This is a genomic window from Kastovskya adunca (assembly GCF_059505785.1).
On record NZ_JCACLG010000038.1, the window covers coordinates 16,186 to 39,520 of the forward strand.

Consider the following 23,335-nt stretch of genomic DNA (forward strand, 5'->3'; position numbering starts at 1 on the left):
ATCCTTCATCAGACGAGGTTGTAGTGTTCCATGTGGACGTGTGTAACTGGAACTCCCAGTTCGTGCAAGGCGGCTTCTACCTGATCCATCATTTTGGGTACAGCACAGATAAAGTAGTTACGGCTGCCTCGACGTTGGGGGATGTAGCGTTCCAGCAGTTCCTTGTCAACGTAGCCGGACTCCCCTGACCAATCCTCTGGTGGTTCTCTTAAGACGTGGACAATGGTGAGGTCTAATTTGACTTTGAGCGCTTCAATTTCTTCGTGGTAGGTTATATCCTCCCGTTTCTTGTTGGCATAGATTAACAGGTAAGGACGCTCATCCTCGCGTTCGGCAGCCGTCACAAGCATACTCATGATTGGGGTGATGCCGATCCCGCCAGCAATGAGGACAAATCCTGCCGAATCCTCATAGCGGTCTGTTGTAAATACGCCGTAGGGACCATCTAGGTAGGCTTTGGTTCCGGGTTTTACGTCTTTAATCGTTTTAGTAAAATCTCCAACCGCTTTGATACCAAACTCCAAGCACTCTGGATTGTCCCCATTAGATGCCATGGAAAAGGGATGCTCCCGCATCCGGAAGGGGGAGATACCCAAGGTGATCCAGGCAAACTGACCAGGCTGGAACGTGATTCCCTCATGTCCTCTGGGGCGCAAAACGAGAGACCATACGTTACCTCGTTCGGCATTGACGGCTTCAACGAGGTAAAGCTTTTTAGTCATAAACCAAGGCTTGACGAGACGGATGTAAACGAGTAGCCACAAGGCAAGTAGGGAAAGCCCGCCCCAGAGCAGGGCTTTCCAAAACAGATTTAGGTAGTAGCCAACTCCCAAGGCGTGTGCCAAACCAAAGCCGACAGCACAGGCGGCTAGGATACCGTGAAGGATGCGCCAAGGTTCGTAGGGAATTTTCAGGGGTTGACGCCAAATTGAGGTGACAATCAGCCCAATCAATGCCAAGGTTGCCACAACCGCAAATCTTGCCCGCCAAGGAGCTTCCAGGAAATTTAAGAGTTGTAACGTTTCTGGGTCAAGGATGAACAGGATTAACGGGTGGATAAGGATAAAGAAGAACGCCACAATCGAGGTGTAGCGGTGGAACTGAAGAATCAAGTCAACTCCGTAGGAAGCTTCAATGATATTAATCCGCGCCGTGAGAGCAAACTGAAGCGCCATCATTGCCAAACCCACGAAACCCAAAGCTACTGAAAACTCCAACCAAATGGTGCGATCGCCTGTAGGTGGGTATAACAGCAGAATCAGTAGGGGTAAAAGGGTAATCATGAGGTAGATAGCGATCCAGAACATGGCGATCGCTACCGGACTTTTCATTAATAGACTTCTCATTGGAAGCTGCCTCCTAACTTCCTTGGTTTAATGAACGTTGCGATCGCTGATTGATTTCATCCCAATTCACCACATTCCACCAAGCTTCTAAATAGTCAGAGCGGCGATTTTCGTAGTTGAGGTAGTACGCGTGTTCCCACACGTCATTGCCCATAATCGGGTAATACCCATCCATAATTGGACTGTCTTGATTCGGTGTTGTGATAATTTGCAGTTGACCTTGGGGATTGCGAACAAGCCACACCCAGCCACTACCGAAGCGATCCGCACCCGCCGAGTTGAATTGCTCCCGGAATTCAGCAAAACTGCCGAAGGTTTTGTTGATTTCTTCAGCGATCGCACCTGTTGGTTCGCCACCGCCTTGAGGACTCATAATTTGCCAGAACATCGTGTGGTTGAGGTGTCCGCCCCCATTGTCCCGCACGCTTGTGCGAATCTCCTCCGGCACGTTATCCAAATTTTGCAGTAGTGCTTCAATGCTTTGGTTTTGCAGATTAGGCGAATCTTCCAAGGCTTCGTTCAAACTCTCAACGTAAGCCGCATGGTGTTCGTCGTGATGCAATCTCATCGTTCGAGCATCAATATGCGGCTCTAGGGCGGCATAGTCGTAGGGTAAGGGCGGTAGTTGAGCGGGTAATGCCGTTTGTTGAGCCACTGGGGTAGTCGCCTTCGGCGTTGTTTCCGCTTGCGGCACCCCTTGGCAAGAAATGAGCAACACTAAAGCAGCAATTCCTAAGAAAAGAAGGCGGATTGGTAGTCGAAAAATTTTTTTCATAACACCTAGTTAGTCTTTAAAGTGTGAAGGATGAAGTAGGAAAGATGAAGGTTTAACTTAAAAAATCAATTCCGGTGCTTGCAGGAAGAATGCCTTGCTGAGTAGACGACCAAATGGTTTGCTCCCATTAGGTATTTTGTTTTCTCCCCAAATGACTTGAGACTATTGATGAACTTTCACCTTTTATCCTTCATATGTTTGTCAGTCTGAACTTTTTCTCCACAGGAGTGAATTAATTTTGCCACTAAGCCTGTCCAACCCGTTTGATGGTTGGCTCCTAAACCTGCACCTGTATCTCCCTGAAAATATTCATGGAAGAGAATTAAATTTTGCCAATGCGGGTTTGTTTGAAAGGTTTCAATGTCACCATAAACCGGTCTTTGATTGGCAGAGTTTTGTTGAAAAATTCTCATCAGTCTTCGAGAAATTTCATTAGCTACCTCTAAAAGCGTCATTTCTTGACCCGAACCCGTGGGACATTCAACTTTGAAATTGTCTCCTAAATAGTCATGGAATTTTTCCAGAGATTCAATCATCAAAAAATTTACCGGAAACCAAATTGGGCCGCGCCAGTTAGAGTTGCCGCCGAACATTCCCGTTGTCGATTCGGCCGGTTCATAAGCGACTTTATAAGTCTGCCCCTCGGCGTCAAAGATGTAGGGATTGTCGCGGTGAAACTGAGATAGGGAACGGATACCGTAGTCACTGAAAAATTCAGTTTCATCGAGCATTCGTTGAAGAACTTTTTTAAACCGCTCTAAGTTAACAATTGCTAAAAGTCTTCTTGCTTCCTCCCCGGCGGTTTCCATAGAAGCAATATTTTTTTGCAAATCGGGACGATTTTTGATGAACCATTCCATGCGGCGTCTAAAGTTGGGTAGTGCCTCTAAGGTTTTTGGTTCAATGGTTTTAAGGGCAAACAAGGGAACAAGTCCAACCATAGAACGAACTTTGATATGGATGCGATCGCCGTGGGGAAAATGCAGCACATCATAGTAAAATCCATCTTCCTCATCCCATAAAGGAATATCCGTTTCCCCCAGATGATTGATCGCATCAGCGATGTACAGGAAATGCTCAAAGAACTTGCTGGCAATGTCTTCGTAAACAGAATTGTGCTGGGCTAATTCCAGCGCGATCGCTAGCATATTAAGACAGAACATTCCCATCCAACTTGTTCCATCTGCCTGATCGAGATGTCCCCCTGTTGGTAGTTCAGCACTGCGGTCAAAAATCCCGATATTATCTAATCCGAGAAATCCTCCCTGAAAAACATTGTTCCCGCCTTCATCCTTGCGATTCACCCACCAGGTAAAGTTGAGCAATAACTTCTGAAACACCCGTTCTAAAAAATCTCGGTCAGCACGACCATAAATTTCTTTTTCAATCTGATAAACTCGCCATGTGCCCCAAGCATGAACGGGGGGATTGACATCGCTAAAATGCCATTCATAGGCAGGAATTTGTCCATTGGGATGCAGATACCATTCCCGCGTTAATCGATCCATTTGCCGCTTGGCAAAGTCCGGATCGATCATGGCTAATGGTAGGACGTGGAATGCTAAATCCCAAGCCGCAAACCAAGGAAATTCCCATTTATCTGGCATGGAAAGGATGTCATCGTTATACAGGTGAATCCAATCCTTGTTTCTGGCGTAGTCGCGCTGAGGGGTAGGTTGAGCCGGATCGCCCTTGAGCCAATCTTCGACAACGTAGTGATAGTATTGCTTTGTCCACAACAACCCTGCAAAGGCTTGTCGCTGCACGTTCCGCATGTCCGGTGCTAAACCTGGGGGAATGAAGCGTTCGTACAGTTCATCCGCTTCCTGCTGACGTTGCTTGAAGATTTGCTCAAACTCTTCGCCAAAGGGTGCTGTTAAATCAGAATTGTCGCTTAATCGCAGTTGAATGGTTTTGGTTTGATTGGCACCAATCTTCCAAAAGTAAGCCGCAGAAAATTTTGTACCGTTATTGTCGGGGTTTACAGCCTCTTTTTCTCCTGCAACGATGTAGTCATTGATCCCATCTTTAACGTAGGGGGATTGATTTTTGGTTCCAAATAAGCGTTTGTAGTTCGTTTCATTTTCCGTAAAGAGTAACTCTTCCGGTTCTGCACAGTAAAGCCAGCGATCGCCGAGAGTGGGATGAGAGGCTTCAATAACACTAACGGAGGAATCGGATTGCAACTCTCTTAGGTAAGGTTTCTCGCTCTTTTTGTCCCAAGACCAGGTGTTTCTAAACCAGAGGGTAGGTAAAAGATGCAGGGGTTTTTCTTCATCCCCGCGATTCACCACATGAATTTTAATCAAAATATCTTCGGCTGACGCTTTAGCATATTCAACAAAGACATCAAAGTAGCGATCGCCCTCAAAAATTCCTGTATCTAGAAGTTCAAATTCTGGATCGTCGTAACCTCGCCGCTGATTTTCTTGAATCAACTGTTCGTAAGGAAATGCCTGCTGAGGATACTTGTAGAGGTAGTTCATGTAGGCATGAGTGGGAGTATTGTCGAGATAGAAGTAGTACTCCTTGACATCTTCCCCATGATTGCCTTGCGGCCCAGTTAAGCCGAATATCCGTTCTTTAAGGATTGGATCTTCGCCATTCCAAAGCGCGATCGCAAAACAAAGTCGCTGATGGTTATCCGAAATTCCGCCAATGCCATCTTCTCCCCAACGGTAGGCACGGGAACGAGCATGATCGTGGGGAAAATACTCCCAGGCACTGCCATCTTTGCTGTAATCTTCTCGTACCGTTCCCCACTGTCGTTCGCTCAAATAGGAACCCCAGCGACGCCAGTGGGCTTTATGAGTACGTGCTTCCTCTAGGCGTTTTTCTTCTGCTGTCATTTTTCTCTCTATCTAAGCTGACCAAGGTTCGCTAAAGTCAGGGTAAAGTGTCAATCCACCGTCAATAAACAGAGTTTGTCCGGTGATATAAGCGGCTTCCTCTGACGCTAAAAATGCCACGGCTGCTGCCATTTCTTCTGACGTTCCGGCACGACCCATCGGAATATGACTTTCCACTTTCGCCTTTTCTTCAGGGTCATCCGTCCAGCCTTTATTAATAGGAGTAATGGTTGCCCCAGGGCCAATACCATTAACCCGAATCTTTTTATCCGCGTATTCTAGGGCGAGAGTTTTTGTTAAATTTTCCATTCCTCCCTTACTGATAGAGTAGCTCAGGTAGTAAGGTCGAGGGATAATTTCATGAACGCTGGAAATGTTAATAACTACGCCATTTTTATCGCGCTCTAAGAAATGCTTAATCGCTTCGCGGGCGCACATGTAAGCACCCCTGAGATTAACAGCAATTACTTTGTCAAAGTCTTCAATTTTTGTCTCGTGGGCAGCACTTTCAATCTGAATTCCTGCATTGTTGACTAGGATATCTAGTCCACCGAACTCTTCAACGACGGTGTTTACCATGCGGATAACATCGTCTTCTTTCGAGACATCTGCTTGTATCAGCAAATCTTTAACACCACAGCCTTGGATTTCACCACAGGCTTTGTCCATCATTTCTGCGGTATCTGCGGCATCTTCAGGGCTGCTCCGATAGTTGATAGCAACATTGACGCCTTCTTGAGCCAAACGGATAGCAATACTTTGACCAATCCCCGAACTCGCGCCAGTAACTAAGGCATTTTTACCTTTTAAACCTTTCATTCTAATCAACCTTTTTGAATCTTAGAAACTGGAAACCTAACTTATGGAAATTTAACTTTCCAGGTAATTACTAGAACTTTTCTACTACTTAACTTTAAAGAACAATCAAGCTGCCGCTAAGACTCTAAAAATTATGGAGTTAATCACGCTCAGGGCAATCGAACCAATCAAGGCACTCCAAATTCCCCAACGTAACCGAAATCCTGGCACCAACCAAGCGGCTAATCCAAAAATAATCGCGTTTAAAACGAATAGGAATAATCCCAAGGTCAAAATAATGAGTGGAAAGGTGAAAAAGCCTAAAATTGGTCGTAATAGGGCATTTAAAATCCCAAAGACTGCTGCGGAAATTATAGCTTTGCCAATGCTATCAATTTCAACTCCTATGGGCAGTCGAGAAATAATGAGAAAACTGATGGTGGTTACTATCCAGCTCACAATAATCCCAGGAATCATAAAGATCCTCCTTTCCAATTCATTTGGTTTAGGTTAGTTAGGTCATGGAAGTGTAGCCTCTGCCGCGCATTGTATCAGAATCGTCAACGGGTAAAGTCCAACCGATATGATGCTGAACAACACTCAATGTACTAGGAGCCTATGCAAAGCGAAAGCGGCTTGCTAATCTACTCCTCACTTCAGAGCGCTTTCCCTCTCTTTTTAGGATTGAGAATAAATGTGACTACAAAGTGACAAACAGCGTAATTCCACAGGACGCAAAGAAATTCACCGCAATTGATTAGATGTCTGGCAATGTACAAGCCCGATCCCCCTCGCCTCCCTAAAAAGGGGAACTATAATTTCTGTTCTCCCCTTCTTGATGCTTCCTGACTCGGAAGAACTGGATGTATCCCAGGATCGCTTTTTTAAGAACGAAGAGCGATCGCCTGAGCTGAGATTGAATCTTTAACCCTGGCTAAAAAGTCCAACTTTTAGTAGAAGTCAACGCGATTCCTTTAGACCAAGACTAAATGTAGGCGCTAAAGCGCTGCCTGACTATGAACCTGGAATGTAGGCGACACAAGGAGGCGATCGCGGGGCGAGATAAGCAGTTTCGCCAGTAAAAAGAGCTAATTTTCTCCGCCTTCCTCGACAAACACTTTTCTCAATCTAAAATGCAGATGCCTGATTATTCCCAAATAACAGCGGCAATTCTTGAAAAAGCCAGAAAAGAAGAGGCTTTACCGCTCAAAAATGAAGCTTGTCGCTCAAAATTCTTTTTTCACCCCCACCCCACCCCAAAAGTTTGCCTTTTCTTCCACGGATTCACCGCCGGGCCCTACCAGTTTGAGCCGATAGGAAAAGCTTTTTTTGATGCTGGCTACAATGTCCTAGTTCCCTTGCAACCTGGTCATGGGAAAGCGGGAGATTGGGATGGCGATAATCCTCCTCCTTTACCAACGGATGTGCAGGTTTATCAAAGCTTTGTACGGGAGTGGTTGGACATTGCTCAAACCCTAGGGGAAAAGGTAATCGTAGGAGGATTATCCACAGGGGGTAACTTGGCGGCGTGGTTAGCCCTAGAATATCCCCAGCAAATTGATCGGGCTTTGGTCTTTGCTCCCTACCTGAGCAGTAGTAACAAATTGGTTGATTGGCTCGTGGACATACTGCCGTTTTACTTCGAGTGGTTTAATAAAGACGCACCGGGTAACTTTGGCTATGATGGCTTTCCGATTCCGGGGCTGGAGTTGTTTTTGGATCTGGGGAAAGAAATTCTAGAGCGATCGCCAAACGCTCCAACAGCACCGATGTTTGTGCTTTCGAGTGATGGCGATCGAGTAACTAGCCAGGACGATCAACGGGCATTATTTCAAGCCGCCCTCCAACATCAGCCGAAAGCCTGGTACTACTGCTTTGACGAAAATCTGAAAATCGCCCATCGCATGATGACCAAAATGGAGGGGAATGACTACCAGGATTTAGTCATCGCCCTCGCTAAAGCCTATGTTGAAAGCGATCTTAGCTGGGCTGAAGTGAAGAAGATTGCCCAGCAGATGCGACAAGGGAAATCATTCAAGGCAGTAGTAGAAGCGCTGAATCTACAGCAACGAGTTTCCCCGGAACTATCCATAATGCTGACTCTATCGGTCAACCACTCTAGCCGTCTTGTCGCAGATGTTGCTGAGGACGCTGGTAGCTGTTCCTAAACCCATGTAAATTAGAAAACTTCTCCCACTGAAAAAGATAAATTAATTTTTAGGCAACGGTGTTAGGGTAATAAAATCCTTGTAGATAATTTGCTAATGTTACGAAGATTTGTATTAACGGTCACCAAATAAAACGCAACCGTCGCTATGACCGCAAGCTAGAGCTAAAGCAAATCAGCTTATCCGCTAGTTTTTCTTTTTCCCCTCACTCCTCCTCTCTCCAGCATTAACAACAAATGTGACGAGAAAGTGACAACTGACATCAATTAATTTTCCTCTATTTTCACCAAAAAATTCTTCTATCCGTCTGTGCTCAAACTCCTGGCAATATAATCATTTCAGCATCACTCCTGATACATATGAATCAAGAAACTTCACTAGTCTCTTCCCAACGGATGATGTATTAATCTTCTCAATCGTCTGTAATCATGAATGCTATTTTATCGCTAAGTCAATCCTGGAAAATGCTACAGCAAATCGCTAGATTAATTAGCTTTATATTGGTACTGGGCTTAGTTTCTCAACCGCAATTATTATTAGCAACTACTCCTTCTGAACTGCCTCAGTCTGACTTTAGTACCAGCACAGTTAAGCAATCCACGCGTTTAGAACTTAGCCTCAGTCGTCGTCAAGTCACCTTATATCAGGGAACAACCCCAATTAAAAGTTATCCCGTCGCTGTAGGGCGTCCAGGATGGGAAACTCCCACAGGTAACTTCCAAGTCCGTCAGATGTTGCGAAATCCAACTTGGATACACCCCTGGACAGACAAGGCGATTCCAGGAGGCGATCCCAAAAATCCCTTGGGTCGCTACTGGATTGGCTTTTGGACAGACGGTAATAATTGGATTGGCTTCCACGGTACTCCTAATCCTGAGACAGTTGGCACAGCCGCCTCTCACGGTTGCGTTCGGATGTATAACAAGGATATTGAGGAATTATTCAATCAAGTTGATATGGAAACGGTAGTAACCGTCATTCCGTAAGTGATTTAATTTAATTTTTGGAATGAGTTTGAGTACAACTGATTAGTTCATTACTAATCAGTTATTTCCTGTAACTGATTAGTAATGAATATTTTGTAAGGAATACTAAACCTAAGGTAGAGAACTAGTAGTAGAAATACTTATAACCTGTTGAGTGAATCAAGATCAATTGTGAAGTAGATTTTTGCTGACAATACAGCTTTGATCTAAATCTAATCTTTTCATCCGCAAACCTTAATACTTTTAATGCAAGGAGATATCAATGAGTGTACAAAATCGTAAAAGTGCTTTCCAAAAATTGGTTGCTTTTGTAGGAATTGCTGGTTCCAGTGTCCTACTCGGCTTGCCTGCAATGGCACAGGTTAATCCAAATTCTCAAACTCCGGGAATCCAACAAGTTCCGGGAACTCAACAAACTCCAGGAATCCAACAAGTTCCGGGAACCCAACAAACTCCAGGAATCCAACAAGTTCCGGGAACCCAACAAACTCCAGGAACCCGACAGTTCCCTAATCAACAAGTTCCGGGAACCCAACAAGTTCCAGGAACCCAACAAACTCCAGGAACTCAACAGTTCCCTAATCAACAAGTTCCGGGAACCCAACAAACTCCAGGAACTCAACAGTTCCCTAATCAGCAAACTCCGGGAATTCAGGACAACGATGATTTTGACAATCAAGTTCAGGACAACGATGATTTTGATACCGCACCTGCAACTCAACAATCTCCTGCCAATCAGGGTGTGCGAGGTCTTTGGTAATTGCTGAGGGCAATAATAACTGTATAACAGCAAGTTTAGGCTTGATGTATGAAGAACCTCTCCTCTCCCCGCCTGCATCACCCCTCTCCTCCCACGAAGAGAAGGGAGGGGGAGAGGTTTTATTATGGACAATTCTCCATACTCGATAGAACAGAGAATTAGCAAGTTTGTAGGCTATAAAATACTCCACGGCGTCAAGCTAAATCTTGCTACTACTGCACAAGAAATTTCTTGAACTTGCACTAAAAATTAGAAAAAGCGATCGCCATCTCGTTATTCAGACAAACTGGCTGCCAATTTGCGGAAGACGGTTTTCCAAATCAGTTCGGCAATAATCAACCCCACACCAACTAACCAAATTTGCTGTTCTACCCAAAACGCTAGGAACAAGCAAGAGGATAAACCTTCCGCCCAAAACAACGGTAGTTACCATAATCACCGCTACTAGGGCTGTAGGAATTACTAGAGAAATAATCACAGCAAGACCTGCAACTCCCGCCGCAATCCCTGTACTGACAAATACCCCTGCACCGACAATGGAACCTAAACCTAAGGCGATCGCCCCTAAAATACCTAGTTCTTTGTGAAGAACGGGCGCAGAATTTTTATCTGACATGGGATGTCCTCTGAGCTAATCATCTGCTCTTCGTTAACCATTCTGCGAATTTGGTTGCCAGCCAAACTGGAATTGATCGAACTTTCTTATCGGAAACAGCAGGATGATCGCCAGACTATCAAATACTATTTGTACCATGGCAACCAATAATGAGGCAATTCCTGTTACTTAACTTATTTCTAAGTGGCAAAAATCAAGTTGATGGCTAGTTTATTTCTGTTTAAATTAATAGTGTTTCAGTGACTGAGATTCCTAACTTATTTAAAAAATAGGGAATCTCAACTTCAAAAGCTTAGTAGTGAAAAAGGACGCAGAAATAACTGCGTGATGTAGTAAGTATTTCCGTCTCGCCAGACTCCAATACCTGTCTCCGTGAAAACAGGACGCAGGATATTTTCTCGATGTCCCGGACTCTCCATCCATCCTTTTACTGCTAATGGTACTGGTTGGGGAGCATTTGTACTTTTGAAAAGATTCTCACCGACTACTGAGTAGTTAATTCCCCCGGCGCGTACCCGTTTGGCTGGGGTACTTCCATCAGAACCTGTGTGGCTGAAAAAGTCGTCTCGTGCCATTTGTTGGCTGTAGTTACGAGCAACCTGTGCCAATCTTTCGTTATTCTTAAGGGGCTTCAAATCTTGTTGCTGACGGATAGCATTAATCCTTTGGAGAACTGCTGCTTCCATTTCAGCCGCAGTCGGTGACTGCGTTGTTGTAGTCGGAGATGGTGATCTCTTCTCAAGTACCTCTTGAGGGATTAGTTTTACTACCTCTCTAGCTAGATCTCTAGCTTGATCACATCCTACTAAAGTGAGGGCGATCGCTAGTCCCAATATTCCGTTTCTTTGTAGCATTCCTTTACGCATAGTTAGCTAGATTAACCTCGAAGTCATTATCAAACCAATCGCTATATTTACTACCCAACGCCAATGCTAAGCAGTCGGTAAATCCCTTGCTCGCTTATGAGAATTGTCGTCTGTGTTTAATCGCTAGAAGCTAATGTAACGAAGATCTAACAGAGATAGCCCGCTTCAGTAATCAACAAAGCCTTAAAAATAGTTTATTAAGGAAGAAAATATCAAAATTAGGAGTCCCGCACCTGATGAATCTTAGTCGATGGATTGGCTTACTATCACTAATCGCTTCTTTATATATCCTTTGGCAGATCCGAAATCTACTTCTCCTAGTGTTTACAGCCGTGGTGCTGGCAACTGCCTTAAACAAGCTGGTGCAACAACTTCAAAAATTACCGATCAATCGCCCTGTAGCCGTTATCTTATCTATTGCTATTTTACTCATATTTTTAGTGAGCTTTGTCTGGCTGATCGTGCCATCGTTCGCCGCGCAGTTACAAGAACTCGTAGCACTTTTCCCTATAGGAGTGGCACGAGTTCAATTTTGGTTTACTTTTTGGCAGCAACGTCTTTTAGGGGAGTATGAAAATTTTCCGACAAGCAATAACTTATTACAACAAATTCAGCCCCTATTGACTCAAATATTTGCTCGATCGGTTGACGTGTTTTCTGCATCTGTTACCGCTATCTTGCAATTTCTACTGGTATTAGTATTAACAATTATGCTTTTGGCAAATCCCAAACCTTACCGTGAATCATTCATCCAATTATTCCCGTCTTTTTACCGCTACAGAGTTGATGAAATTCTTTCACGTTGCGAGTTTGCTCTAGGTAATTGGGCGGTCGGAGCTTTAATTGAAATGGTTTTTATTGCACTTTTAAGCGGAACTGGTTTGTGGATTTTGCAAGTTCCTTTAGCACTAGCTCACGCTATTGTAGCGGGGGTACTGAATTTTATTCCCAATATTGGGCCAACGTTGAGTGTAGTGCTACCAATGGCGATCGCCCTTTTGGACAAGCCGTGGAAAGTTGGTGCCGTTTTAGCTTTATATATCGTAATTCAGCAAATTGAAAGTTACTGGTTGACCCCCATGATCATGGCAAAACAAGTAGCACTGTTACCCGCTATTACCTTAACAGCACAGATTATCTTTGCCAGCTTGTTTGGAGTATTAGGGTTATTGATTGCACTTCCACTGACTGTAGTTGCTAAAACCTGGTTAGAAGAAGTGTTATTTAAAGATGTTCTAGACAAGTGGAATCAGCCATCGGCTCAAAAACTATCTTAGATTTATCAAGTATTAATGTCATGCTGAACGTAGCGAAGTGAAGTATCTTAGGCAAAGGCGATCGCCCTAGATTCTTCGTCCCGCTGCGTCTACTCAAAATAAGAGTAAGCTCCCACCGCCCTCGATGCGAGCAACTTTGATAGAAACTGCAACGGCTTCGCACTCAAGATGGTGAGGCGATGAGCGCGTCCTAAGGCACTGCTGAGAGCAAAACAAAGCCAGCACTAATAGAGAATGTGAAAATAAAAATCGGGATGACAGGATTTGAACCTGCGACCCCCTCGTCCCGAACGAGGTGCGCTACCAAGCTGCGCCACATCCCGATTGCCTGATGGCAATATATATCCCACCATATCACGCCCCCTAGGGAATTACTACTGCTTTGAGCTAAAAACTGGTGCAGCCAACCTTTTGCTTTCCTTTGAGATTACGACTGTTGTATCCTTTAAGAACATTTCACGGACGCTGGGACTAGCGTTTACTGGCTGTGGAGGATACTCGGCTACGAGTCCTGTGAATCAGCAACTCTCAATCGTGAGTTTGGGAATCCCTCGGTAAATTAAAGATTATGCTGAAGGAGAATGTCACCGGATAAACTTTGTACGACTTCAGTGAGAAAAGCGGTTGTGGTAGTTAAGCCAGATTGGTTGCGTGTCAAAGCGCCGCAGTGGCAGCGCGTCGGTAGCGTCAAAGAAATCCTCCGGGATTTAGCACTAAATACCGTTTGTGAGGAAGCCTCTTGCCCCAATATCGGGGAATGCTTTAGCGTTGGCACAGCGACGTTCTTAATTATGGGGCCTGCTTGCACTCGCGCCTGTCCCTACTGCGATATTGACTTTGAGAAAAAGCCACAAGCCCTCGACCCCACGGAACCAACACGCTTGGCAGAAGCGGTGCGGCGTCTGGACTTAAACCATGTGGTGATTACCTCAGTGAACCGGGATGACTTACCCGATGGCGGTGCTTCCCAATTTAGGCATTGTATTGAAGCGGTGCGTACTGTCTCGCCAAAGACCACGATTGAGGTATTGATTCCCGATTTGTGTGCCAATTGGGAGGCGTTGGAAGCGATTCTTGCCGCCCAGCCAGAGGTTTTGAATCACAATACAGAAACTGTTCCCCGGCTGTATCGGCGGGTACGTCCGCAAGGAAACTATCAGCGATCGCTAGAATTATTACAGCGTTCTCGCGAGTTAGCTCCCTGGGTTTATACCAAGTCGGGCATCATGGTCGGGTTGGGAGAAACAGACGCGGAAGTTAGAGAAGTCATGCAAGACTTACGCCGGGTCGATTGCGATATTCTCACCATCGGGCAATATCTCCAGCCCTCCTCAAAGCATTTAGCTATAAATAGTTTCGTCACGCCTGAGCAATTTGATGCCTGGAGAGAGTGGGGAAAATCCTTGGGTTTCCTGCAAATTGTCTCCTCTCCACTCACTCGCAGTTCCTATCATGCCGAACAAGTGCAGGAACTAATGAAACAGTATCCTCGCTCTCGAAAATAGGTACGGTCATCCCTTTTTTAAGAGGGATAATGGGGGATCTTCATGCAAATAAGAAATAGTGTTTAAGCGCAATGAGCAATAAACCTGCCCCAACAAAACTCTCTATTGCCGTTGTGGGGGCTGGGGCTTGGGGGACAACGCTAGCCTCCCTCGCCTCTGGCAACGGTCATGATGTGCGTTTATGGTCTCGTCATAGTCCTGAACGCCTTGAGGAGGTTATCGCAGGGACAAGCATTGTGCTTTCTGCTGTCTCGATGGCAGGTGTTGCCCCAGTTGCCGCGCAGTTGCAACACTTATCGATTGCGCCGGAAAAGATTTTCATCACTGCCACAAAAGGATTAGACACGCAAACCACGGATACTCCTTCCCAGATTTGGCAAAAGACATTTCCCTCAAATCCCATCGTTGTCCTTTCGGGGCCAAATCTCTCCAAAGAAATTCAGCAAGGACTCCCCGCCGCTACAGTTGTTGCTAGCGAAGATATACCAGCAGCAGAATTTGTCCAAACGGCTTTTTCCTCACCCAGTTTCCGCGTCTACACCAATCCTGACCCCATTGGGGTGGAACTGGGAGGAACACTGAAGAATGTCATGGCGATCGCTTCCGGAACCTGTGACGGCTTGCACCTCGGAACCAACGCCAAAGCCGCTTTACTCACCCGTGGATTGGCAGAAATTATTCGGGTAGGCACCCATTTAGGCGCTCAGGCAGAAACCTTCTACGGTTTGTCAGGGCTTGGTGACTTACTGGCGACTTGTAACAGTACTCTGAGTCGCAACTACCAAGTTGGCTACCAGCTTGCTCAAGGCAAGCCCTTGTCTGAAATTCTCGCCCATATAGAAGGGACGGCTGAAGGGGTGAACACAACATCTGTGCTAATTCAGCGAGCAGAACGGCAAGGTATTTCTGTTCCGGTCTCTTACCAGGTTTATCGTCTGCTCAAGGGTGAAATTACCCCCCAAGCGGCTGTGGAAGCCCTCATGCTACGAGAAATTAAGCCAGAATAAATAACTTCAGCTTTGAATTAGTTATTTCCCAATTCCAGGCGTTTCGGGCTAGGAAAGAAACTTTTTGGCAAAAACTTTGTTCATAGATCTGGGAAATCGTCAGGAATCACCCGAATAGGTGATGTAGATCTAATACAGCATTTGACTAAGGTCACTCCCTAGAGATTGACTGCTGCTTATACTAGTTGCCAACTCAAAAGCCATCACATCCTGCTGTAGATAGATTTATTTATCTACAGTAGCGATAGAGCGGTTACCTGTGTCAGCGGTAGATAACAGTTATACGTCGTTAGTCTCGATTGATCGCTCTTGATAAAAAAAACGCAAGCAGTGTTAGCCAGCCCTCAAGGTTGGGAATCCTAAAGATAAGTTGTGACTCACGTTGATTTAAGTGTTGTCGCCGGTCGTAATTGAGAGATCACTATGCCAGCCACTCCTTTCTATGCCGAGACCGAATACGACCATGAGCCGTCTGTCTACAGCCTGGAGCTGAACAGTACAAGTGGACATGTGGGCGGAGCGGTGGATGATTTAATTGACCCGGAGATGGAAGAAACCGACATTTCCCTCTTTGGTAAAGGTGCCACTCGCCGCACAACTGATCTGGTTCGGTTGTACCTCCAGGAAATTGGTCGAATTCGTTTACTGAGGCGAGATGAGGAAGTCTCGGAAGCCCAAAAAGTACAGCGTCACATGCGGCTGTTGGATTTGCGTACTGAAGTGGCACAAAAAGCAGATGATGATGTGCTTCAGCTTTTTGTCAAACTTATTGATGCTCATGACCGTTTGGCAGCCAACTTAGGACATCGTCCTTCCTTAGAACGATGGGCGGCGGCGGGCGGAATTGATGTTACTGAGCTGAAGCCAAGCTTGGCGGCAGGTAAACGGCGCTGGGCAGAGTTGGCAGAACTAACCGTTAAAGAGTTAGAGCAAATTCAATCTCAAGGCATCCGCGCCAAAGATCACATGATCAAAGCCAACCTGCGCTTGGTTGTGTCGGTGGCGAAAAAGTATCAAAATCGGGGTCTGGAATTGCTGGATCTGATCCAGGAAGGCACCCTTGGCTTAGAACGAGCGGTTGAGAAGTTTGATCCCACCAAAGGGTATCGCTTTAGCACCTATGCCTACTGGTGGATTCGTCAGGGAATCACCAGAGCGATCGCGACTCAAAGCCGCACCATCCGCCTCCCGGTTCACATCACCGAAAAGCTCAACAAAATTAAAAAAGCCCAGCGCAAAATTTCCCAAGAAAAAGGTCGCACTGCCACCATCGAAGACGTAGCACAAGAGCTGGAAATGACAGCGCCCCAAGTTCGGGAAGTCTTACTGCGAGTGCCTCGTGCCGTCTCTCTAGAAATCAAAGTCGGTAAAGAAAAAGACACCGAACTCGGTGACCTGCTCGAAACTGAAGAAACGTCTCCGGAAGACGTTTTGATGCGGGAAGCCTTGCAGCGAGACTTGCATCAGCTTCTGGCTGACTTAACCAGCCGCGAGCGGGATGTGATTCGGATGCGCTTTGGTTTAGGTGATGGTCATCCTTATTCCCTAGCAGAAATTGGTCGCGCTCTCGACCTATCTCGCGAACGAGTGCGTCAGATTGAAGCCAAGGCACTGCAAAAACTGCGTCAACCCAAGCGTCGCAACCGCGTCCGGGATTACCTAGAATCCTTGAGCTAAGTTAGTTTGGCAATCTAAACGGTCTGAAAGCGGGTGTTTGACCCGCTTTTTTTTTAGCTGATCGGGTGGGGTAAACGTAGCCGTAAGCCACCCGATACTCCCACGATTTAATGCAACGGCGGTTTCTGAAAATGCCAGGAAGTGGATTGCTCGTAGGCATAAGCAACTTGGAAAAGTTGGTCTTCACGCAAGACTTTACCGATGAGCTGCAACCCGATTGGTAATCCATTTTGGTCAAAGCCGCAAGGAATGCTGATTCCCGGTAAACCTGCCAGATTGAGAGGAATCGTCATCAAGTCAGACAGGTACATGCTCAAGGGGTTTTCTGTCTTTTCTCCGGCTTTGAAGGCAGTGGTTGGTGCTGTAGGACAGACTAAAACATCAACTTTTTCAAAAGCCTCTTCAAAGTCTTGTTTGATCAAAGTCCGAACTTTTTGGGCTTTGAGGTAGTAGGCGTCGTAGTAACCAGCAGAAAGGGTATAGGTGCCTAACATAATCCGCCGCTTGACTTCTGCTCCAAACCCAGCCGCACGGGTTTTGGTATACATCGACATTAGATCCTCGCTTTCCGGCGTGCGGAAGCCGTACTTCACCCCGTCGTAACGCGCCAAGTTCGCTGAGGCTTCCGAGGGAGCAATGATGTAGTAGGTAGGCAAACCGTAGCGGAAGCGAGGGCAAGAAATGACTTGAATTTCTGCACCGAGGTTCTGGAGTTGCTCAATAGCTTTGGTGACGGCGGCTTCAACGACCGAGTCTAAGCCTTCGCCAAAGGTTTCTTTAATCACGCCAATTCTCAATCTACCTCTCGGATGGAGATCGGGATTGAGGGACTTGGCATAATCCGGGATTTCAACGTTGAGACTGGTGGAGTCGTTGGGATCGTATCCAGCGATCGCGCCTAGTAAAATTGCCGCATCTTCAACACTAGTGGCAAAAGGGCCAATCTGATCTAAAGAAGACGCGTAAGCAACTAAACCGTAGCGGGATACCAATCCATAGGTCGGCTTCATCCCCACCACACCACAAAAGGAAGCAGGTAGGCGAATTGATCCCCCTGTATCCGAACCCAGCGCCACTGAACACTCACCGCTGGCTACCGCCGCCGCCGAGCCACCGGAAGACCCTCCCGGCACCCGCGTCAAATCCCACGGGTTAGCGGTAACTTGATAGGCGGAGTTCTCCGTGGAACTACCCATCGCGAACTCATCCAGGTTGGTTTTGCCGACCATTACCGCGCCAGCATCTTTGAGCTTTTGTGTCACCGTTGACTCATAAGGCGGCACAAAATTTTCTAAAATCTTTGAGGCGCAAGTCGTGGGAATGCCTTTGGTACACATATTGTCTTTGATCCCAATCGGAATCCCAGCCAATAGCCCAATTTCTTCACCCGCTGCAATGCGATCATCCACGTTGCGAGCTTGCTGTAGCGCCTGCTCTGTTGTTACGGATAAAAAACTGTGTAATTTCGGCTCCAGTATCTGTATGCGCTCTAAAGCGTTCTGGGCAATTTCAACAGCTGAGCGCTCTTTACGGATCAGTTGTTTGTGTAACTCGCGAATGGATGCCATGCAGCGCTCCCTTTTCGACTCATGTCCATTAAGTATACGGAAAGCAATTTTAGCTTGTGATGTGGATATCTGCCTGATTAAAGTTATATAGGGGTGACTTAAATCAAAGAGCACCGTCGTTTCAGAGCTTGCCGCAGTAAGATTTGATACTGCTGCTCATCGACAGTCACAGACCCAAAGCGTTCTAGGTGGGGATTGGTCATCTGAGCATCGAAAAGGAGAAAGCCGCGATCGCGCAATCGTTCTACCAACTTTACCATCGCCACTTTCGATCCTTCCGGAATCCGGTAAAACATCGACTCCCCAATAAATGCCCCCCCGATGGCGATGCCTAGAATTCCTCCGGCTAACTGCTCCCCTTGCCAAGTTTCAAAGCTATAAGCCCATCCTGCCTCATAAAGTGCGAAGTAAATGTCCTTGAGTTGTGCAGAAATCCAGGTAGTTTCCCGGTCAGCACAGCCAGCCACCACACTCTTAAAATCCCGGTTGATTTCGACTGTAAAGCGCTCTTGATTCAACGCCCGTCGTAGGGAGGTTGGGTAGCGAAATCGCTCATCTAGAGGCACCAGCGCCCGCTGACGGCTAGCATACCAACCCAAATCACCGCTCTCATCTGCCATGAGAAAGTAGCCCTGGGCATATCCCTCAATTAAGGACGGAACATCAAATTCCATAAATCATCAGCACTCGGCAACGTTGTGACATCGCTTTTAGAGGTGTTAGGACAAAAAAAGCAGCTGTCTATCGAGGCAGCTGCTCAGAGGGAGATTGACTCACTTGTACAATTTAGGTATTGCCATCACTTTTGAGAATCCTTGTGATAAGCCCGGCGGCATCTTGATTATTACTACCGCCGTTACAGTTTGAAAGCTGAACGCTCAACGCTGATATGTCTCAACCCATTCCACCGATTACACTCCCTCCAGTTGAAAAGCCTCAGCAGGAAGGGGAGTGGCTGCAAACTGCCCTTGTCAAATGGCTTGACGAAGAATTTATCCCAGAAACCGTGAATCAGGAGATTGCCCAACGTGCCTCCCAAATCTTTGTGCGCCAGCGGATGGAAGGCGAAAATGATCTGGGTTCGCTGGTCATTGCCATCCTAACTGAGATGCAAGCCTTTGACTTTTCCAAGAGTTTTTTTAGCGAGTTTGCGATCGCTAACGCTGTCAGCGACTTACTCCTGGATAGTCTTGGCATTGACCGCTGTTGTGGTCAGTAATTTCTGAATATTGAATTAATTCCTAACGGCAAAATTCAATATTGCCTACCAACTTGACTTCACAACTCCTGGAAGCAGACCTTTGTGCGCCCACTCCCGCATGACATGGCGAGACAAGCCAAAGTCACGGTAGTAACCGCGAGGACGCCCCGTTACCCAGCAGCGGTTCCGCAGGCGAGATGGCGCACTGTTGCGGGGGAGTTGCTGGATTTTGCGGTGGATTTCTAGCTTCTCCCGCTGAGAAGTAGCCGTTCTAAACTGCTCCAACAACTCTGTCCGCTTGTCAGCATACTTATCAACTAAATGTTGGCGCTTCTTTTCGCGCTCAATCATGCTCTTTTTAGCCATGAATCTCTCTTTTACCTTTACATCAAGACACCGTTTTCTATCTTAGGTCAACTACCACGTTTGACGCTATTACAAAGAAGTACCGATTACCTCCAAGCCCCAACCTGCAAGCTATTGAATTGTGGAGCTGATCAAGCCTTTGGCGTTATCGAATGCGATTAATCAACGGGATTGTAAAGGCAAAGCAGAAGGTACCAACCCGCCTTTAGCAGTGGTTAACTCAGAAAGGTCAGCAGACGGGCAGAGATCCGCTATCTCGCACTCACCACACTGCGGCTTTCGTGCCTTACAAATTGCCCGCCCGTGATAAACCAGGCGAATTGACCAGTTTTCCCACTCCAGTTGCGGCAAAATCCGCATCAAATCCCGTTCAATGCGGATCGGGTCAGTGTGTTCGGTTAAGCCCAAGCGATGACTGAGGCGCTTAACGTGGGTGTCTACCGTTACACCTTCATGGATGCCGTAGGCATGAGCCAGGACAACATTTGCCGTTTTCCGTGCCACTCCTGGCAACTTCAGCAGTGCTTCCATGCGCTGCGGCACCTGTCCGCCAAAGTCCACCATAATCATGCGGCAGGCTCCTTGAATATTTTTTGCCTTATTGCGATAGAAACCCGTAGAACGAATCAGGTTTTCGATATCCTCAACATTGGCAGCCGCAAAGGCAGCCGCATCAGGAAACTGACGAAAGAGTTCTGGCGTAACTTTGTTTACCCGCTCATCCGTGCATTGAGCCGAAAGAATGGTGGCGACTAAAAGTTGCACTGGAGTTTCATAATTCAGCGTACAGGGGGCTTCTGGATACAGTCGCTTTAAGCGAATCAAAATTTCCAGCGCCCGCTGCTGCTTAACTGACCATTTACGGATAATGCTCATTAAAAAAGGATGAACGATGAAGTATGAAATTGAGAATTTCAGGCTCCGGACTTCGGACTGGTAGACTTTTTACCCAACTATCACTGGAACAAGCTTTGTACCCAACCCAGGTTAGCGGTATCCCGAATAATCAGGAAAATTCCCAAGCCGAGGATGAGGACTAGTCCAGTTTGCATGATGCTTTCCTGGATGCGTCCGGGTAGAGGTTTGCCGCGAACGCCTTCAATCGCGAGGAAGGCGAGTTGACCGCCATCAAGGGCAGGTAGAGGCAAGATGTTGATGATTGCCAGGTTGATGCTAATCAAGGCGGCAAATTGGAAGAGGTTGGCGGCATCTGAACGAGCGATATTAGCGCCAATAGCAACGATCGCTATCGGGCCAGAAACTTGTTCAGCCGTTTCCCCAAAGTTGCTAATCAGTTCCCCAAACCCTTGAACGGTGAGGATTGCCACTCGCTGATACTCTTCGGCAGCACTGCTGAAGGCTTCAATAATATTATTGGCTCGATTCCTGACCACTTTGCCATTAGGAGCAAGCTGGACGCCAATTCGACCCTTGCCATCCGTTCCTGGTTCCGGCGTCAATTGCAGGGACAGGGTTTCTTCGCCTCGCTGAATGGTTAGATCTAGAGGTCTATTCGCATGGGATTGAATTTCTGCCATCAAGGATTTGAGCGCTTCTCGGTTAGCGCCTAACTCTTCACCATCTACCCCAATAATTACGTCTCCTGATTTAATGCCTGCTTGGGTTGCCACCATACTGCTTTCGGCGGCAACTTGCGGCACCAACACCCCTGGCTGGTAGTTAACTTCTGGAGTACCAACCGTTCCAACTTGGGCAACTAGGAGGAAGTAGGCAAATACCAAGTTGGCAATCACACCCGCGCTAATTACGATCGCGCGATCAAGAATTGGTCGATTACGTAGCAGGTTTGGGTCATCTGGAGAAATGTCACTATCGGGGTCATCGTCGGGGAAACCGACAAAACCCCCTAAGGGAAAAGCCCGAATAGCATATTCCGTTTCTGGCCCCTGGTACTTCCATAAAACTGGCCCAAAGCCTAGGGAAAAACGGTTGGCGTAAATTCCTTGAAGTCGAGCTGCCATAAAATGACCCAGCTCATGCACGATGATTAGAAGTGCTAAAACAGCGATCGCCGCCAAAATTGACATAGCAGAATTATTTAATGTAACGATTAAACATTTTTTAATTGTACGGTGTCAGACAAAACCCCTGCCTGCTTCTGCGGTATTACAACACTTCCCGTCCCAGGTAAGGTTGTAACGCTTCCGGGATTTTAACCGTGCCATCCGACTGCTGGTAATTCTCTAAAATAGCTGCCATTGTGCGTCCAACCGCTAACCCAGAACCATTTAAGGTATGGACAAACTGCGTTCCTTTTTTCCCCGCTTCCTTAAAGCGAATGCTGCCGCGACGCGCCTGAAAATCCCAACAGTTGGAGCAACTAGAAATCTCGCGATACTTTCCCGAAGCCGGAAGCCAGACTTCCAAGTCATAGGTCTTTGTTGCTGAGAAACCCAAATCCCCCGTACACAGTTCCAAAACTCGGTAGGGCAATTTTAACGCCTCTAAAATCGCCGAGGCATTCTGCACTAACGCCTGAAGCTCATCTTCAGATGTCTGAGGATGAACCAGTTTCACCAATTCCACTTTGTTGAATTGATGCAGTCGAATCAGCCCTCTGGTGTCGCGCCCATAACTTCCCGCCTCCCGCCGAAAACAGGGTGTATAAGCGCACATATAAATCGGTAGCTGGGACGCCTCCAAAACTTCATCTCGATAAAGATTCGTCAGCGGGACTTCAGCAGTAGGACTGAGCCACAAATCATCAGGCTCACACTTGAAGCTTTCTTCTGCAAACTTTGGTAGTTGACCTGTAGCGGTAAGAGACTGGCTATTGATCAGCATTGGGGGCAAAATTTCGGTATACCCCGCAGCCGTTTGTTGGTCGAGCATGAAACTAATCAACGCCCGTTCTAATGCTGCACCCGCACCGATTAACGTGACAAATCGGCTTTGTGCCACTTTCACGGCTCGCTCAAAGTTGAAAATGCCCAGTTTTTCCCCAATTTCCCAGTGAGGAAGACTATTAGAATGCTCAGGAATATACTCGTCACCCCAGCGACGCACTTCCACATTCTCTGCTTCGCTCTTCCCGATAGGTGTGGACTCGCTCGGCAAGTTCGGCAGGGTTAACAGTAGAGCTTCTAACTCCGCTTTCAGTTCTTTTTCCTGAGGTTCCAGTTCGCTCAACTTAGCTTTGAGCGAGTTGCCTTCTTCCCGTAGCGCTTGCACTTCTGCGCCATTGGGATCACTTCCAGCTTTAATTTTTTGACCGACTAATTTACCAATTTCATTACTCCGGGCTTGCAGTTGACTGCGCGAGGTTTCTAACTCCCGCTGTCGCTGATTGAGCGCCAAAATTGGTTGCAGGTCATGCTTACCCTCACCACGACGATTGAGGAGTTCTTGGATGCTTTCTGGATTTTCCCGAATCTGCTTTATATCAAGCACAAACTTTACCTGATGGATTTGCTGCCATTTACTTTTTGTTAGAATATCCCGTTTGCCACAAAGAGCGAAATCTACTCATTGACAGGGAGATGGGGAGCGGGGGAGCAGGGGAGCAGGGGTGCAGGGGAGCAGGGGTGCAGGGGAGCAGGGGTGCAGGGG

The 23,335-nt window shown here is 46.8% G+C and carries 20 protein-coding genes, 1 tRNA gene and 1 pseudogene; 8 read left to right on the plus strand and 14 right to left on the minus strand.

What is annotated here, in order from left to right:
* Positions 1-8: 8 nt before the first annotated feature.
* From AC5JR3_RS14870 to AC5JR3_RS14890, 5 genes are all read right to left on the minus strand, one after another.
* The gene (locus AC5JR3_RS14870; RefSeq protein WP_495847312.1) at positions 9-1,346 is read right to left on the minus strand and encodes a ferredoxin reductase family protein; all 1,338 of its coding nucleotides are present in this window, start codon (positions 1,344-1,346) and stop codon (positions 9-11) included.
* Between the two features lie 13 nt (positions 1,347-1,359).
* Positions 1,360-2,121 carry a superoxide dismutase gene (locus AC5JR3_RS14875; RefSeq protein WP_495847314.1) on the minus strand — a complete coding sequence of 254 codons (762 nt, stop codon included), beginning with the start codon at positions 2,119-2,121 and terminating at the stop codon, positions 1,360-1,362.
* 176 nt (positions 2,122-2,297) lie between these two features.
* Positions 2,298-4,970: an MGH1-like glycoside hydrolase domain-containing protein gene (locus tag AC5JR3_RS14880; RefSeq protein ID WP_495847316.1), complete on the minus strand. Its 2,673-nt coding sequence runs from the start codon at positions 4,968-4,970 to the stop codon at positions 2,298-2,300.
* Positions 4,971-4,982: 12 nt separating this feature from the next.
* The gene (locus AC5JR3_RS14885) at positions 4,983-5,789 is read right to left on the minus strand and encodes a glucose 1-dehydrogenase (RefSeq protein ID WP_495847318.1); all 807 of its coding nucleotides are present in this window, start codon (positions 5,787-5,789) and stop codon (positions 4,983-4,985) included.
* A 105-nt stretch (positions 5,790-5,894) separates the two neighbouring features.
* Entirely contained in the window at positions 5,895-6,245 is a 351-nt protein-coding gene (locus AC5JR3_RS14890; RefSeq protein WP_495847320.1) for a phage holin family protein, read from the minus strand.
* A 662-nt stretch (positions 6,246-6,907) separates the two neighbouring features.
* Between AC5JR3_RS14890 and AC5JR3_RS14895 the strand changes: the two genes are divergently transcribed.
* The 3 genes from AC5JR3_RS14895 (at position 6,908) to AC5JR3_RS14905 (ending at position 9,682) form a co-directional block, all read left to right on the plus strand.
* Positions 6,908-7,936: an alpha/beta hydrolase gene (locus AC5JR3_RS14895; protein WP_495847322.1), complete on the plus strand. Its 1,029-nt coding sequence runs from the start codon at positions 6,908-6,910 to the stop codon at positions 7,934-7,936.
* A 428-nt stretch (positions 7,937-8,364) separates the two neighbouring features.
* On the plus strand, positions 8,365-8,922 hold the full coding sequence (locus tag AC5JR3_RS14900) for a L,D-transpeptidase (protein WP_495847324.1): 558 nt from the start codon (positions 8,365-8,367) through the stop codon (positions 8,920-8,922).
* A 262-nt stretch (positions 8,923-9,184) separates the two neighbouring features.
* A complete protein-coding gene (locus AC5JR3_RS14905) occupies positions 9,185-9,682 on the plus strand; it encodes a hypothetical protein (protein ID WP_495847326.1) in 498 nt (165 codons plus the stop codon).
* Positions 9,683-10,121: 439 nt separating this feature from the next.
* Here the strand turns inward: AC5JR3_RS14905 and AC5JR3_RS14910 are convergent.
* Positions 10,122-10,298: pseudogene (locus tag AC5JR3_RS14910) on the minus strand (amino acid permease); the annotation flags it as partial.
* Positions 10,299-10,582: 284 nt separating this feature from the next.
* Complete coding sequence (locus AC5JR3_RS14915; protein ID WP_495847328.1) at positions 10,583-11,152, minus strand: CAP domain-containing protein; 570 nt, start codon at positions 11,150-11,152, stop codon at positions 10,583-10,585.
* 248 nt (positions 11,153-11,400) lie between these two features.
* Between AC5JR3_RS14915 and AC5JR3_RS14920 the strand changes: the two genes are divergently transcribed.
* Positions 11,401-12,441: an AI-2E family transporter gene (locus AC5JR3_RS14920; RefSeq protein ID WP_495847330.1), complete on the plus strand. Its 1,041-nt coding sequence runs from the start codon at positions 11,401-11,403 to the stop codon at positions 12,439-12,441.
* Between the two features lie 249 nt (positions 12,442-12,690).
* On the opposite strand, the gene AC5JR3_RS14925 is transcribed toward AC5JR3_RS14920, so the two are convergent.
* Positions 12,691-12,764 (minus strand) — tRNA-Pro (locus tag AC5JR3_RS14925).
* Positions 12,765-13,067: 303 nt separating this feature from the next.
* Here AC5JR3_RS14925 and lipA point away from each other — a divergent pair.
* The 3 genes from lipA (at position 13,068) to sigC (ending at position 16,630) form a co-directional block, all read left to right on the plus strand.
* Positions 13,068-13,946, plus strand: a complete 879-nt coding sequence (lipA, locus tag AC5JR3_RS14930; protein ID WP_495847346.1) for a lipoyl synthase — start codon at positions 13,068-13,070, stop codon at positions 13,944-13,946.
* A gap of 71 nt (positions 13,947-14,017) precedes the next feature.
* The gene (locus AC5JR3_RS14935; RefSeq protein WP_495847332.1) at positions 14,018-14,953 is read left to right on the plus strand and encodes an NAD(P)H-dependent glycerol-3-phosphate dehydrogenase; all 936 of its coding nucleotides are present in this window, start codon (positions 14,018-14,020) and stop codon (positions 14,951-14,953) included.
* Between the two features lie 423 nt (positions 14,954-15,376).
* Positions 15,377-16,630, plus strand: a complete 1,254-nt coding sequence (gene sigC, locus AC5JR3_RS14940; protein ID WP_495847334.1) for an RNA polymerase sigma factor SigC — start codon at positions 15,377-15,379, stop codon at positions 16,628-16,630.
* A 107-nt stretch (positions 16,631-16,737) separates the two neighbouring features.
* Here sigC and gatA read toward each other — a convergent pair whose 3' ends face one another.
* Positions 16,738-18,198, minus strand: a complete 1,461-nt coding sequence (gatA, locus tag AC5JR3_RS14945; RefSeq protein WP_495847336.1) for an Asp-tRNA(Asn)/Glu-tRNA(Gln) amidotransferase subunit GatA — start codon at positions 18,196-18,198, stop codon at positions 16,738-16,740.
* Between the two features lie 98 nt (positions 18,199-18,296).
* Entirely contained in the window at positions 18,297-18,872 is a 576-nt protein-coding gene (gene aat / locus AC5JR3_RS14950; protein ID WP_495847338.1) for a leucyl/phenylalanyl-tRNA--protein transferase, read from the minus strand.
* A gap of 215 nt (positions 18,873-19,087) precedes the next feature.
* On the opposite strand from aat, the gene AC5JR3_RS14955 reads away from it, so the two are divergent.
* A complete protein-coding gene (locus AC5JR3_RS14955) occupies positions 19,088-19,417 on the plus strand; it encodes a DUF8822 family protein (protein ID WP_495847339.1) in 330 nt (109 codons plus the stop codon).
* 45 nt (positions 19,418-19,462) lie between these two features.
* Here AC5JR3_RS14955 and rpsN read toward each other — a convergent pair whose 3' ends face one another.
* From rpsN to serS, 4 genes are all read right to left on the minus strand, one after another.
* Entirely contained in the window at positions 19,463-19,765 is a 303-nt protein-coding gene (gene rpsN / locus AC5JR3_RS14960; RefSeq protein WP_495847340.1) for a 30S ribosomal protein S14, read from the minus strand.
* A 162-nt stretch (positions 19,766-19,927) separates the two neighbouring features.
* Complete coding sequence (gene nth / locus AC5JR3_RS14965; protein ID WP_495847341.1) at positions 19,928-20,641, minus strand: endonuclease III; 714 nt, start codon at positions 20,639-20,641, stop codon at positions 19,928-19,930.
* Positions 20,642-20,721: 80 nt separating this feature from the next.
* Positions 20,722-21,813, minus strand: a complete 1,092-nt coding sequence (rseP, locus tag AC5JR3_RS14970) for an RIP metalloprotease RseP (protein WP_495847342.1) — start codon at positions 21,811-21,813, stop codon at positions 20,722-20,724.
* Positions 21,814-21,892: 79 nt separating this feature from the next.
* Positions 21,893-23,176, minus strand: coding sequence for a serine--tRNA ligase (gene serS, locus AC5JR3_RS14975; protein WP_495847343.1), 1,284 nt, complete (start codon positions 23,174-23,176; stop codon positions 21,893-21,895).
* Positions 23,177-23,335 lie beyond the last annotated feature (159 nt).